The 12,833-nt window shown below is 66.0% G+C and carries 11 protein-coding genes; 6 read left to right on the top strand and 5 right to left on the bottom strand.

Annotated features, from left to right (window positions below; translation table 11 throughout):
* Positions 1-124: 124 nt before the first annotated feature.
* The 3 genes from CAL22_RS15795 to CAL22_RS15785 all read right to left on the bottom strand — a co-directional run bounded on the left by CAL22_RS15795 (position 125) and on the right by CAL22_RS15785 (position 4,844).
* Positions 125-1,312 (bottom strand): cupin domain-containing protein, encoded by a 1,188-nt coding sequence (locus tag CAL22_RS15795; protein ID WP_094814859.1) that lies wholly within the window; start codon positions 1,310-1,312, stop codon positions 125-127.
* Positions 1,309-3,936 carry a DNA mismatch repair protein MutS gene (gene mutS, locus CAL22_RS15790; RefSeq protein ID WP_432264307.1) on the bottom strand — a complete coding sequence of 876 codons (2,628 nt, stop codon included), beginning with the start codon at positions 3,934-3,936 and terminating at the stop codon, positions 1,309-1,311. Before mutS ends, CAL22_RS15795 begins: the two co-directional genes overlap by 4 nt.
* A gap of 404 nt (positions 3,937-4,340) precedes the next feature.
* Positions 4,341-4,844 carry a MarR family winged helix-turn-helix transcriptional regulator gene (locus CAL22_RS15785; RefSeq protein WP_094814855.1) on the bottom strand — a complete coding sequence of 168 codons (504 nt, stop codon included), beginning with the start codon at positions 4,842-4,844 and terminating at the stop codon, positions 4,341-4,343.
* Between the two features lie 101 nt (positions 4,845-4,945).
* Between CAL22_RS15785 and CAL22_RS15780 the strand changes: the two genes are divergently transcribed.
* The 4 genes from CAL22_RS15780 to CAL22_RS15765 all read left to right on the top strand — a co-directional run bounded on the left by CAL22_RS15780 (position 4,946) and on the right by CAL22_RS15765 (position 9,102).
* Positions 4,946-6,499 carry a sulfatase-like hydrolase/transferase gene (locus tag CAL22_RS15780; protein WP_094814853.1) on the top strand — a complete coding sequence of 518 codons (1,554 nt, stop codon included), beginning with the start codon at positions 4,946-4,948 and terminating at the stop codon, positions 6,497-6,499.
* On the top strand, positions 6,496-7,674 hold the full coding sequence (locus CAL22_RS15775; protein ID WP_094814851.1) for an alpha-hydroxy acid oxidase: 1,179 nt from the start codon (positions 6,496-6,498) through the stop codon (positions 7,672-7,674). Before CAL22_RS15780 ends, CAL22_RS15775 begins: the two co-directional genes overlap by 4 nt.
* 84 nt (positions 7,675-7,758) lie before the next feature.
* Complete coding sequence (locus CAL22_RS15770) at positions 7,759-8,733, top strand: Bug family tripartite tricarboxylate transporter substrate binding protein (protein WP_094814849.1); 975 nt, start codon at positions 7,759-7,761, stop codon at positions 8,731-8,733.
* Between the two features lie 96 nt (positions 8,734-8,829).
* Complete coding sequence (locus tag CAL22_RS15765; protein ID WP_094814847.1) at positions 8,830-9,102, top strand: LPXTG cell wall anchor domain-containing protein; 273 nt, start codon at positions 8,830-8,832, stop codon at positions 9,100-9,102.
* A gap of 2 nt (positions 9,103-9,104) precedes the next feature.
* On the opposite strand, the gene CAL22_RS15760 is transcribed toward CAL22_RS15765, so the two are convergent.
* Positions 9,105-10,118, bottom strand: a complete 1,014-nt coding sequence (locus tag CAL22_RS15760; RefSeq protein WP_094814845.1) for a zinc-binding alcohol dehydrogenase family protein — start codon at positions 10,116-10,118, stop codon at positions 9,105-9,107.
* Positions 10,119-10,216: 98 nt separating this feature from the next.
* Here CAL22_RS15760 and CAL22_RS15755 point away from each other — a divergent pair, with 98 nt between their 5' ends.
* On the top strand, positions 10,217-11,119 hold the full coding sequence (locus CAL22_RS15755; RefSeq protein WP_094816687.1) for a LysR family transcriptional regulator: 903 nt from the start codon (positions 10,217-10,219) through the stop codon (positions 11,117-11,119).
* A 67-nt stretch (positions 11,120-11,186) separates the two neighbouring features.
* Positions 11,187-11,405: a dodecin gene (locus tag CAL22_RS15750; protein ID WP_094814843.1), complete on the top strand. Its 219-nt coding sequence runs from the start codon at positions 11,187-11,189 to the stop codon at positions 11,403-11,405.
* 864 nt (positions 11,406-12,269) lie between these two features.
* Here the strand turns inward: CAL22_RS15750 and CAL22_RS15745 are convergent.
* On the bottom strand, positions 12,270-12,818 hold the full coding sequence (locus CAL22_RS15745) for an NADPH-dependent FMN reductase (RefSeq protein WP_094814841.1): 549 nt from the start codon (positions 12,816-12,818) through the stop codon (positions 12,270-12,272).
* Between the last annotated feature and the right edge of the window lie 15 nt (positions 12,819-12,833).

Genomic DNA, 12,833 nt, shown 5'->3' with positions numbered 1-12,833 from the left:
GCATCCCAATTGCAACAGGGCTTGCGGTTATGTGTATTCCCTGTCTAATTGTTGCAAGGCGGGGCATTGGGCGGGCGAAATTGGCCCCGCGCAGGGCGGCGGCGGGGCCGTGGGCATGGCAGGGTTACGGCCGGTAATGCAGCCAGCCCGAATCGAGCCAATCCGCCAGGCAGCTGCGGGCCTCTTCGGAAAGCTTTTTGCAGCGCGGGTCGGCGCATTCCAGCACCCGGGCGTCGGCCAATTGCTTGAGCGCCGCGTCGGCGGGGGTCATGGCCGTTTCGCCGTTGATGAACAGTTGCTTGCCGCGATAGAGCATGCGGCTGCGGCGGTCCAGCACCAGACGGCCGGCGGCCGGCCAGCTGTCTTCCAGATCTTGCGGATTCTCGGCCCCCTCGAAGACCGCGAGCTGGCTGGGTTCGGTCAGCCAGCAACCGAGAAAGCGCGCCGCCAGCGCGTCGTCAAAGCGCAGCTTGGATAAGGTGTCGAGGGTGGCTTGCACCAGCGCATCGGGCAGGGCCGCGGGATGCCGCGTGGCGGGCTGGCCCGGGTCGCGGTACAGGCCGTCAAGCTTGGGGCCGGGCAGGGCGGGTTCGCCATAAGGGCCGCCCAGTAGGCCGATCCGCGCCATGGCTTGATCCGCGGCGGCTTCCAGCAAACCGCGGGCCAGCGCCGCCTGAGTGGGCGCCCGAAAACCTATGGAAATCGTCATGCAGTCATCGCCCAGCGCCACGCCGTCATGCGCGGCCTGAGGCGGCAAATAGAGCATGTCGCCGGGTTCGAGCACGGCGTCGTGCTCGGGCTCGAAATGGCTGAGTATCTTCAGCGGCAGGTCGGGCTCGAGGGAGAGGTCTTTCTGCCGGCCATAGCGCCAGCGGCGTTTGCCGGCGGCCTGCAACAGAAAGACGTCATAGCTGTCGAAGTGCGGACCCACACCGCCGCCGTCGGAGGCGATGCTGACCATCAGATCGTCCAGGCGCGCATCGGGCACGAAGCGGAAGCGGTGCATGAGTTCGGCCGCGGCATCGCTGTGCAGATCCACGCTTTGCACCAGCAAGGTCCAGTCGGGTTCGCTGGCCTTGGGCAGGCGCGCGAAGGGTCCGGTTTCCATCTGCCATTGGCCCTGTTCGCGCCAGATCAGCCGCGACTCGACATCGTCGCGGCGAGCGAGTTTTTTCAGCGCGGCGATGCTCTCGGGAGGCTTGAATCCCGGAATGGCCTGGCGGATCAACAACGGTTTGCGCTGCCAATAGCGGCGCATGAAATCGTCGGGAGAGAGGCCGCCGAGCAGGGCGAGAGGCTGGTCGAGTGTCATTGCAGGGCCTTGAGGCGGTAGAGGGCGTCCAGCGCTTCGCGCGGCGTCAGACTGTCGGGATCGATATCGGTCAGGGCATCGTGCAGGGCGACCAGGGCGGCGCTGTCCTCGTCGCGGTCTGCCTGAGCCTGGCTGTGGGCGTCGGCGTCCAGGGCTGCCGAGAACAGCCCCAGCTGCGGCGTGGGCGCGCCCTGCGCTTCGAGGCGTTCGAGTTCGCGCGTGGCGTGCCGGATGACCGCCGCGGGAATGCCGGCGCGTTGGGCCACCTGGATGCCGTAGCTGCGGCTGGCCGGGCCTTCGCGCACTTCATGCAGAAAGACGATGCCGGCGGCCGATTCGGCGGCGGCCAGGTGCACATTGGCCGCCGTGGGCTGTTCCGAGGGCAGGCGGGTCAGTTCGAAGTAGTGCGTCGCGAACAGCGTGAGCGCACGATTGTGGGTCACCAGCCGCAGGGCGATGGCCCAGGCCAGGGCCAGGCCATCGTAAGTGGAGGTGCCACGGCCGATCTCATCCATCAGCACCAGGCTATTGGGCGTGCTGGCTGCCAGGATGGCGGCGGCCTCGGTCATTTCCATCATGAAGGTGGAGCGTCCGCCGGCCAGATCGTCCGCCGCGCCGATGCGGGTGAAGATACGGTCTATCCTGCCCACGCGGGCTCGCCGGGCGGGCACGAAGCTGCCGGTGCGCGCCAGGAGCGCGATCAGGGCAATCTGCCGCATATAGGTGGACTTACCGCCCATGTTCGGGCCGGTAATCAGCAGCATGCGGCGAGTGGCGTCCAAGCGGCAGTGATTCGGGGTGAAGCGTTCGATGGCGTGCTCGACCACGGGGTGACGGCCGGCCTCGATGTCGATTTCGGCGGTGTCGAGCAGATCCGGGGCGACCCACTCGTGGCGGCGGGCATGTTCGGCCAGACTGCCCAGCGCATCCAGCTCGGCCAGGGCGGCCGCCGCATCCGCCAAGGGGCGGACGTAGCCGGCCAGGGCGTCGAGCACTTGTTCGAACAGCCATTTTTCGCGGGCCAGTGAGCGATCCTGCGCCGACAGGACTTTGTCCTCCCAGCTTTTGAGCTCGGGTGTGATGTAGCGCTCGGCGTTTTTCAGCGTCTGGCGGCGGCGGTAGTCCGTGGGGACTTTCTCGGCCTGGCCTTTGGAGACTTCGATGTAAAAGCCGTGGACGCGGTTGAACTCCACGCGCAGATTGGAGATGCCGGTGCGCTCGCGCTCCCGGGCCTCCAGTTGCAGCAGGAACTCGCCGCTGTCGGCGGCCAGCACGCGCAGCTCGTCCAACTCGGCATCGAAGCCGGTGGCGATGACGCCGCCATCGCGCAGCGCCAGGGCGGGCTCCTGAGCGATGGCGCGCACCAGCAGATCGGCGATGCCGGGGTCCAGCGTGAGCTGCCGGGCGAGGTCGGCCAGGCGCGGCGATTCGGCCAGCGGCGCCACCAGCTGGTGCAAGTGCGGCAAGGTGGCCAGGGCGTCACGCAGACTGGCCAGCTCCCGCGGGCGGACCGAACGCAAGGCCAGGCGCGCGGCAATGCGCTCGATATCCGGGAAGGCGCCCAGCGCCGTGCGCAGGGATTCCAGCAAGCCGGCCGCGCCGAAAGTCTGTGCCATGTCCAGGCGTGCCGAGAGCAGGGTGGAGATGGCTTGCTGGCGCGCCGCCACGGGCGCATTCTCGCGCAGCGGATGATGCAGCCAGCGGCGCAGCAACCGGCTGCCCATGGGGGTGCGGCAATCGTCCAGGAGCGAGAACAGCGTCGGGGCGTCTTCGCCCGACAGGGTCTGCGTGAGTTCCAGATTGCGGCGGGTGACCGGGTCCATCAGCACATATTGGCCGGCGCGTTCGGCGCTGAGGGTCTGCACATGGGCCAGGGCCTGCGACTGCGTGCGCGCCGCATAGCGCAGCAAGGCGCCGGCCGCGCACACTGCCACCGGCATGTCTTCGACGTCGAAACCGGCCAGCGAGTCGGTCTGGAAGTGGGCCAGCAGATGCGCGCGCGCGCCATCGGCCTCGAAATGCCAGTCCGGCACGCGCGCACGGGCGCCGCTAAAGCTCGTATCCAACTCCGTACTGTCGGCATAGATAAGCTCGGCCGGCCCGATGCGGTGCAGTTCGGAATCCAATTGCGTGGGAGCGCATTCGGTAAGGTGGAATTCGCCGCTGGCCAGGTTGAGCCAGGCGATGCCGGCACGCGGGTCTCGCTTGCCCGCCAGGCACACGGCCGCCAGGGCGCGATCGGCCTTGGCCGGCAACAAGGCATCATCCGTCAGGGTGCCGGGGGTGACGATGCGCACGATGCGGCGCTCGACCGGGCCTTTGGCGGCCGCGGGGTCGCCGATCTGCTCGCAGATGGCCACCGACTCGCCCAGCGCCACCAAACGGGCCAGATACTGCTCCATGGCATGCACCGGCACGCCTGCCATCGGGATCGGCGCGCCGTTGGACGTGCCGCGCTTGGTGAGCGTGACATTCAACAGGCGCGCGGCTTTTTCCGCGTCTTCGTAGAACATCTCATAGAAGTCGCCCATGCGATAGAACAGCAGCAACTGCCCGGCCTCGGCTTTGAGGCGCAGGTATTGCTGCATCATGGGCGTGTGCGCAGAGTGATCTGATTTATTCATTGAATTCAACAACTGACGGGATCCTTGATCGCCTCTTGACGTGATCTTGCTGCCTGGCTTGTCCGCGTGCCACGGCGTGCTCACAGACCCGTCTTGAGCGGGGCCTGGGCCAACAGGCCGGCGGGTAGGGCGTGGCCGCGGGCTTCGCACGGTTGACCACCCAGCAGCGAGGCACGCAAGGCGTGCGTGGCCTCGGTTTGAACCCGCCCCGCGGCCAAGCCGGCCTGGCGCAGGACCTCAGGGGCTGAGCGCCTTGAGGGCGCCGGGAAAGGGGCCCGAATCGCTGCCGCAACCGGTCAAGCAAGACAGCTCCCGATTGTACGCGCAATGCGTGCGTGAACCAGGCGGCGCGCGTGCGCCGGGGGGGGGCTGTCGGCGCGCCGCGCGCCGTGCGCGGCGGGGCCTTATCGCGCCGTATCCCAGTCCAGGGCGGCATCCCGCAGTTTGCCGATCACGCGGTACAGCGTTTGGCGTTCGTCGGGGCTGAGCACGCCCAGCAAATGCCGTTGGCGCTCGAGCGCCAGGGGCAGCACTTTCGCGAGAAGTTTCTTGCCGGCGCCGGTCAGGGTGAGCGTGGTGCTGCGGGCATCGCCGGGCGTGTCCGTGATCGTGACCAGATTCAGCGCTTCCAATGCGCGCGCGGAGCGATGCAGCAGCGCGCGATTGACGCCGGTGCCGTCGACCAGGCGCGCGAAGGTGGACGAGCCGTCCTTGAGCATGGCCAGGATGCGCCACTCGCTCAGGCTCACGCCTGCCTGTTCGCGCATGAAGCGCGTCCATTGGCGCTCGAAGGCGGCCGACAGTTGGTTCACGCGGAAGGTGAGGAAGTCTTCGACGGGCAGTACGCCGCCGGCGTCGAGTTGCGCCAGCGGGTCGAGCCAGTCGGCAGGGTGGGCAGGGGTGCTCATCTCGGGATTATCCCAACTCCGCTATTTGTTGATTAGTAAACGAATTGACGATACAGTGAACCATCAGCAAGCAAAGGTTGGCTCTGACGGGCCAAGGACACATGACTCGACCCCTCCCGAACCACGAACGCCCCAATATCCTGTTGATCACCAGCGATCAGCACCGCGGCGATGCTTATGGCTTTGAGGGGGCGCCGATCCATACGCCGCATCTGGATGCCATGGCCCGGCAGGGGACGAGGTTCTCGGCCTGTATTACGCCTAACGTCGTGTGCCAGCCTGCGCGCGCCTCGATGCTGACCGGGCTGCTGCCGCTGACGCACGGCGTTCATGATAACGGGATAGAACTCGAGGAAGAGGCCGCCTCGGGCGGCTTTGCTGCGGAGCTGGCGCGCGCGGGTTACGCCACGACCTTCATCGGCAAGGGGCATTTCTCCACCTATTACACGCACGCGCCCACACAGCGCCCCGAGAATGTGGCGGGCTCGGCGCTTTACGGCCGGGATTGGCGCGGTCCCTACATGGGTTTTGATCAGGTCGACATGATGCTGATCGGGCACAATTACTGGCTGCCCGAACGGGCGCCGCGCGGTCTGCACTATGAGGCCTGGTACCACGGCGACGGCCAGGGTGATCTGAAAGACCGGCTTTACCGGCAGCGCGGCGGCGATGATGGCTCGGCCGCGCAAACGCACCACTCCTGCCTGCCGCCGGTCTGGCACAACTCCAGCTGGATCGGCGACCGGACCGTGGAATTGTTGCGTGAACACAAGCGCAGTGGCGGCAAACCTTTCTGCGCCTGGGCATCCTTTCCGGATCCGCATCATCCTTTCGATGCGCCGCTTCCCTGGAGCCTGCTGCACCGGCCCGAGGATATGCGCTTGCCCGCGCATCGTACGCGCGATTTTGACCGGCGTCCCTGGTGGCACCGGGCCGCCACGGAAACGCCGCCCGGCGTCTCCGGCGAAATGGGCCGCGTGCGCAGGGAGTATTCGCGCATCGAGCCGCAAAGCGATGAGCAACTGCGTCACATGATCGCCAACTACTACGGCATGATCTCGCTGATTGACCACAACGTCGGGCGGATTCTCACTACGCTGGACGAACTGGACCTGAGCGCCAACACCCTGGTGATTTTTACTTCGGATCATGGCGAATGGTTGGGCGACCACGGTCTGGTGCTCAAGGGGCCGATGTTCTATGAAGGCCTGCTGCGTGTGGGCATGGTCATGCGCGGGCCGGGCGTTCCTGCCGGCAAGGTGGTCCATGATCCGGTATCCACCTTGGATCTGGCCGCCACGATGGGTGACTTCGCCGGTCACGACATTCCCGCGGCCAGGCATAGCCGCAGTCTGCGCCCCTTGCTGGAGGACCGGCAAAGCCGCGAGTTCGCCTACAGCGAATGGAAGCTCGGCGCCGGGCGCTGCGGCGTAGCGTTGGATCTGCGTGCGGTGCGCACGCGAGACGCCAAGCTGACCTTGGAACTGGGCTCGAACGCCGGCGAGCTTTATGTGCTCAGCGAAGATCCGTCGGAGATGCACAATCGTTTCGACGATCCCGCCTGCAAGGGATTGCGCGATGCCTTGACCGACATGATTCACGCGCGGCCCGACGACGAGCGCGATCCCTTGCCGCAACCCATTGGTACCGCATGACGACCCTGCCGCAGAGCCGGAAAATGCGCCTTGAGCGGGTGGCCTGTATCGATGATCTGCGCACGCTGGCCCGCGGCCGGCTTCCCCGTATGGTGTTCGATTACATCGATGGGGCTGCTGGCGGGGAGGTCACCGCCGGGCGTAACCGCAGCGCCTTGGACGCCGTGCCGCTCGCGCCGACGCCGCTGGTGGACGTATCGGCGCGCACGCTGGCCACGACGTTGTTCGGCGTCGAGGTGGCCGCGCCGTTCGTGATCGGCCCGACGGGTCTGAACGGGGCTTTCTGGCCGCAAGGCGATCTGGCGTTGGCGCGCGCGGCCGCGCGTTCGGGCCTGCCGTTTGTGATGAGCTCGGCGGCGACCGTGACGCTGGACGCGCTCAGGCAGGCGGCGGGCCCTTTGCGCTGGTTTCAGCTCTACATGCTCAAGGACCGCGCGTTGGTGCAGGCCTTTCTGCAACGGGTGCACGCCGGCGGGTTCAACGTGCTGCAGTTGACGGTCGATACCGCCGTCTCCGGGCGGCGCAATCGCGATATTCGCAACGGGTTTACCTTGCCGTTTCGCTGGACGTGGCGCAACGTCCTTGACTGCGCCCGGCATCCGGCATGGTCGCTGGCCATGCTGCGCACCGGCACGCCCACGCTGCGCTTGTTCGAAGACATAGCGGGCAAGCCGCCGCAAGGCGCGACCATCAGTGACGTGATGCAGCAGCAACTGAGCAGTGCGCTCACGTGGCGCGATCTGGACTGGCTGCGCGAGCGGTGGCCCGGCCATCTCGTCATCAAAGGCATCAGTTCGGCGCAGCAGGCGCGGCAATGTCTCGACGCCGGCGCGGACGGCGTGGTGGTCTCCAACCATGGCGGGCGTCAGCTGGAGGGCTCGAGAGCGAGCATCGAGTGGCTGGCGCCGGTGGTCGAGGCGGTGGGCGAGCGCATGACTGTGCTGATCGATAGCGGTTTTCGCAGCGGCGTGGACATCGGCAAGGCCATCGCCTTGGGCGCGCATGGGGTGCAGCTGGGACGGGCGACGCTTTATGGCCTGGCCGCCGCCGGCGAGCACGGCGTGCAGCAGGCTTTGGACATCCTGAAGGCGGAGCTGGATCGAACCATGGCCTTGTGCGCGGCCGCTTCGGTGAGCGCGCTGCGCGGCCGTATCGACAGGGATGCAACAGCTTAGGCCCGCGCGCGGCGCCAGCGCGGCGGGCGCGCGTTTTCCAACCCACGCCACCGCAGAAGTGGCTGATCTACCAGGAGACAAACGATGAGGCGGTTTTCCCTTTTTCGCTCGGCCGCTGTCGCCGCCATCGCCATGGCGGCCGCATCGATGAGCCAGGCCGAGCCCGCACAGACGATACGGCTGGTCGTCGGCTTTGCGCCGGGCGGCCCGGTCGACACGATTGCCCGCGCATTTGCCGAACAGATGCGCCTGGCGACGGGCAACACGCTATTGGTCGAGAATCGTGCGGGGGCGAGTGGCAAGATTGCCTTTGACACCGTCATGAACGCGCCAGCCGATGGCTTGACCGTGTTGATCGCGCCAGCCAGCGTCATGGAGCTGGCTCCGACGGTAATGCCTGCCCTGACCTTCGACCCGATCCAGGAACTGACGGCGATCGGCAGCCTGGCCGAGTATGGCTTCGCCGTGGCGGCCGGCCCGGCCTCGGGCGCCCGTGACGTCAGCGGCTACAAAGCGTGGGCGGCGGCCCACCCGTCGCGCAGCAGTTTCGCTTCGCCCGGGCAGGGCACTCCCCAGCATTTTCTGGGCGCGCAATTGCACCAGGCCTTGGGTGTCGATCTGGTGCATATCCCCTACAAAGGGGGGGCGCCAGCGCTCAATGATGTGATGGGAGGCCAGGTCCCGATGCTGATCGCCACCGAGCAATTGATGGTGCCCTATCAAGGGCAGGACAAACTCCGGACCTTGTTCATCACCTCGAAACAGCGCAATCCCCTGATGCCCGAGGTGCCGACCGCCAGTGAGGTCGGCCTGCCCGAGCTGGTGGCTGTGGATTGGTTCGGGGCCTTCCTGAAAACGGGCACGGCGCAGCGCCGGCTCGATGCCTGGCGGGCCGACGTTGACCGGGTCGTCCGTTCGCCCGGCTACCGCGAGGCGATGGGCAAGCTGGGTTACCGGGTGCCGTCGCAGCAGCCCGAGGACTTCTGTGCGCTGCTCCAGGGGGAGCGCGCCGTGTGGACCGATCGCGTCCGTTTGAGCCATTTCAAACCGGCCGATTGAAACCCCGGGGGCGGCGCCGCCGGCGCTGGGCAAGCGAGCGCGCTTGCTCTACGCTGGCACCATTGCCCGGGCGGTAGCCGGGCTTGGAGAACTGGCATGCAGACCCTCGTCTTCACGGCCGCTGGCCTGGTGATCCTCGCGCTGTTCGGTGTGTTCGGCCGCAAGCGCCCGCAATTGGCCTATTTCGGCTTCATTGCCGTGTGGCTGGCGCTTTGCGCGGCCCATCTGACCTACGCCATGCGTGTCGCGGCGCTGGGGGACAGCGAGGAGGTGGCCGGGCATGCCGTGGTGTTCGGGGCACCGGCGCTGCTGGCCTTCGTGCTGGGCCTGCTGGCGCGCGGCCGGGAGGGCCCGCGCGCCAATGGTTAGGCTCAGAAGCCTTCCAGGACGATCTTGCCGCGGGCGCGGCCGCTTTCGATAAAGGCGTGCGCGCGCCGCAGATTCGCGGCGTTGATCTGGCCGTAGTGCTCGCCCAGGGTGGTTTTCAGCCTGCCGGCGTCGATCAGGCGGGCGACTTGTTCGAGCAGCTCGTGCTGGGCAGCCATGTCGGGCGTCTGGAACATCGAACGGGCAAACATAAACTCCCAGTGCAGCGAGGCGGACTTGGCCTTGAGCTGGCGCACGTCAATGGCGGCGGGGTCGTCGATGAGGGCCAGCGCGCCTTGTGGCGCGATGGCTTTGACCAGTTCGGCAAAGTGCTGGTCGGTCTGGGTGAGCCCGGCGATGTAACGCACTTCGGCGTGGCCGGTGGCGGCCAATTGGGCGGCCAGGGGCTGGCTGTGGTCGATGACATGGTGCGCGCCCAGGGCTTTGGCCCAGGCCTGGGTTTCGGGGCGCGACGCGGTGGCGATGATGGTCAGGCCTGTGAGCTGGCGCGCCAGTTGGACGAGGATGGAGCCCACCCCGCCTGCGGCGCCCACCACCAGGATGGCATCCTGGCTGGGGCGCAAGTTGTCGAGCACGCGCAGCCTGTCGAACAGCAATTCCCAGGCGGTGATGGCGGTCAAGGGGAGGGCGGCGGCCTGGGCGAAGTCCAGCGTGTCGGGCATGTGGCCGACCAGTCGCTCGTCGACCAGGTGCTGCTCGCTGTTGGCGCCGGGCCGGTTCAACGCGCCGGCATACCAGACGCGGTCGCCGGGTTTGAACAGGCTGACCTGTTCCCCCACGGTTTCGACGACGCCGGCGGCGTCCCAGCCGATGACTTCGGGTTTGCCGTCCTGAGGCTTGCGGTTGTTGCGGATCTTCACGTCGACCGGATTGACCGAAATGGCATGCACCCGCACCCGCAAGTCGCGCGGGCCAGGCTCGGGCGTGGGCAGTTCGATGTCGATCAGGGCCTGCTCGTCGCTGGCGGGCAGGTTGCGGGTGTAGGCAATGGCTTTCATCGGCGATCCTCGTGTTTTGGGGGTTGCGTCATGCTCGCCCGATCCGGCGTATGAAAAAACCCGCTAAGATCAGCTTCAGTTTCAAAGGAATTTTGAAAATGGCCGCAGAGCGCGTGGAAGACCTGCGTATTTTCGTCTCCGCGGCGGCGGCGGGGAGTTTTTCCGCCGCCGCGCGCGAGCTGGGGTTGACGCCCGCGGTGGCCAGTGCGGCAGTCAAGCGGCTGGAAGACACTCTCGGTGTGCGGCTCTTCGTACGCTCGACCCGCAGCTTGCGGCTGACCGCCGAAGGCGAGCGCTATCGTGACCACGCCCACGCGGCGCTGGCTGCGCTGGAGGCCGGTCGCGGGTCGGTGCAGCGTGACCGTCATTCGATCGCCGGCACGCTGTCGCTGTCCATGCCCTCGGATCTCGGGCGGCACATGCTCCTGCCCTGGCTGGATGCATTTCAGCGTGAGCATCCGCGCATCCGCTTGCAGGTCCGCATCAGTGACCGCCTGACGGATCTGCATCGCCAAGGGGTGGATATCGCGATCCGCTATGGGGAACCCGAGGATTCCAGCATGATTGCCTTGCCCTTGGCGCCGGACAACCGCCGCGTGCTGTGCGCGGCGCCCGACTACTTCGCCCGTTGCGGGATGCCGCGCACGCCCGAGGATCTGCGCCAACATAATTGCCTGACTTTCATGCTCAGCGATGCGCCGCATGATCGCTGGCGCTTTGAGCGCGACGGGCAGATGAGCGAGATCGCCGTGTCGGGAGATAGGGCCGCCGACGACGGTGACGTGGTCAGGCGATGGGCGCTGGCCGGTGATGGCCTGGCCTATAAATCCTATTTCGACGTGGCCGACGATCTGCGGGCAGGGCGGCTGGTCGCGGCCCTGCCGGATTATCAGGGCGAGCGCAGCCCGGTTTACTTGCTGTGTGTGGAGCGTTCACGCCTGTCTCCCGCGGTGCGCCGCCTGCGCGATTTTCTGGCGGCGCGTTTTGCCGCAACGGCCTGAGCGCGCCGGTTGGCCGGGCTGCTTGGGGCGTGGTTCAATGGGGTTCACACGCTGTAAGGAGATCATGATGTCCAAGAAAGCTCATGTGTATAAGCAGATCGAACTGGTGGGGTCTTCGCCCGTCTCCAGTGATGACGCCATCAAACAGGCCATCGAGCGCGCATCGCGTTCTTTGCGCCATCTGGATTGGTTCGAGGTGACCGAGGTGCGTGGCCATATCAAGGATGGCAAGGTCGCGCATTGGCAAGTGGGCTTGAAACTGGGCATGCGGCTCGAAGACGAGTGAGGGTGCTGATCACTTTCTGATCGGCCGTCGCAAGTCCTTGTCAGGCAAGGCGATTTTGTCTTTGTCCGACATCTGTGCAAGTGTTTGTCCACATTTCGCGGGGATAAACCGCCGCGCCTTGGCGCGGCGGCCCGGCCGTGCGGGGTGGGCAATATTTGACCGCTCCTCGCAAGTGCCCGGCCCATATGGGTTTTTCGGGTTTGCCCCAAAGCTGTTCAATACCTTGTCCACATTGCACGGGGATAAATCCCCGCGAAGGCGCCGTGTCTGAGCGGCGTTCTGTCCGCCCCATGCCGTGGGCAATTCGTGACCGCCGCTCGCAAGCACTTGAAGCCTATGGCGTTTTCGGGCTTGTGCGCGAGCTATCAAGGGGTTTGTCCACACTGGCAGGGGATAAACCTGAGGCGATGGCAGCGCCTGGCAGTGCCTGCAAAGGCGGGGTGGGCATTTTTTGCCCAGTGTGCGCAAGCGATTGATCCGTCTACGTATTTCTGGTTTGTGCGCGAGCTATCAAGTGTCTTGTCCACATCAGCAGGGGATAACTCCCCGGCGGGCGCGCCGGCGTCCAGGGCACCTTTGCACGGCCTTGCGGGTTTACCCGGGTCTGCTCCTTTTTCGAACGAAGGACCTTAGTCCAATGATCTGCAAGGGTTTTTTTGGGATGTGGGCAAGCTTTCCTCATGCTTATCCACAAAATGCGGGGACAACTTAAGGCCGTGGATGAGGTTTTGGTCAGATGTTGATCACCCGCCTCAAGTCATTGATATGGCTTAGGAATCGCCGAGTGCCAGCAGGCTGTCCTCAAGCTTTTCCACATTGGGCGGGGATAAAGCCGCCGCGCCAGGCGGCGGCTGGCGTAGCCCGTCAGGCGGACTTGCCGACCCACTCGACATAGCGGTCCAGCCAACCCTGAAGAAACTTGCGGGTGTCTTCGTTGGTGATCTGGTACTGATCGTTGATCAGGCCGTCCTTCATCTGCAGGAAGACTTCGGGTGTCGTCAGCACATTGACGCCCTCGGCGGCGAGGATATTGCGCAGATGCTGTTGCGCCATGGCCGTGCCCGCGGCGCTAGGTGAGGTCCCGACGATGCCGCCGGCTTTGCCTATCCACACATTCTGCCCCCAGGGCCGGGTCCCCCAGTCGATCGCGTTTTTCAGCGCTGCCGGGATGGAGCGGTTGTGTTCCGGCGTCACGAACAACACGCCCTGGGCATCCTTGATGTGCTGCTTGAGCTTGGCGGCCGCGGCAGGCATGTCGTTCTCGAGATCCTGATTGAACAACGGCACGTTCAAATCCACGAAGTGGAACTTCACGTGGGCAGGGACGAGCTTTTCCAGCGCGCGGGCCAGGCGCAGGTTGATGGACTCGGCGCGCAGGCTGCCGACGAAAACCGCGATATTGAGGTTGCTCATGAAAGGCGTGCTCCG

The organism is Bordetella genomosp. 12 (assembly GCF_002261355.1).
In the GTDB taxonomy this organism is placed as follows: Bacteria; Pseudomonadota; Gammaproteobacteria; order Burkholderiales; family Burkholderiaceae_B; genus Bordetella.
Note: the sequence above shows the minus strand (reverse complement) of the source record. Positions and strands in the feature narration are given on the sequence as shown.

What these genes read in the sequence shown, in the direction of transcription:
- CAL22_RS15795 (WP_094814859.1), bottom strand. Translation starts at nt 1,312, where the DNA reads ATGACACTCGACCAGCCTCTCGCCCTGCTCGGCGGCCTCTCTCCCGAC.
- mutS (WP_432264307.1), bottom strand. Translation starts at nt 3,936, where the DNA reads ATGAATAAATCAGATCACTCTGCGCACACGCCCATGATGCAGCAATAC.
- CAL22_RS15785 (WP_094814855.1), bottom strand. Translation starts at nt 4,844, where the DNA reads ATGAGCACCCCTGCCCACCCTGCCGACTGGCTCGACCCGCTGGCGCAA.
- CAL22_RS15780 (WP_094814853.1), top strand. Translation starts at nt 4,946, where the DNA reads ATGACTCGACCCCTCCCGAACCACGAACGCCCCAATATCCTGTTGATC.
- CAL22_RS15775 (WP_094814851.1), top strand. Translation starts at nt 6,496, where the DNA reads ATGACGACCCTGCCGCAGAGCCGGAAAATGCGCCTTGAGCGGGTGGCC.
- CAL22_RS15770 (WP_094814849.1), top strand. Translation starts at nt 7,759, where the DNA reads ATGAGGCGGTTTTCCCTTTTTCGCTCGGCCGCTGTCGCCGCCATCGCC.
- CAL22_RS15765 (WP_094814847.1), top strand. Translation starts at nt 8,830, where the DNA reads ATGCAGACCCTCGTCTTCACGGCCGCTGGCCTGGTGATCCTCGCGCTG.
- CAL22_RS15760 (WP_094814845.1), bottom strand. Translation starts at nt 10,118, where the DNA reads ATGAAAGCCATTGCCTACACCCGCAACCTGCCCGCCAGCGACGAGCAG.
- CAL22_RS15755 (WP_094816687.1), top strand. Translation starts at nt 10,217, where the DNA reads ATGGCCGCAGAGCGCGTGGAAGACCTGCGTATTTTCGTCTCCGCGGCG.
- CAL22_RS15750 (WP_094814843.1), top strand. Translation starts at nt 11,187, where the DNA reads ATGTCCAAGAAAGCTCATGTGTATAAGCAGATCGAACTGGTGGGGTCT.
- CAL22_RS15745 (WP_094814841.1), bottom strand. Translation starts at nt 12,818, where the DNA reads ATGAGCAACCTCAATATCGCGGTTTTCGTCGGCAGCCTGCGCGCCGAG.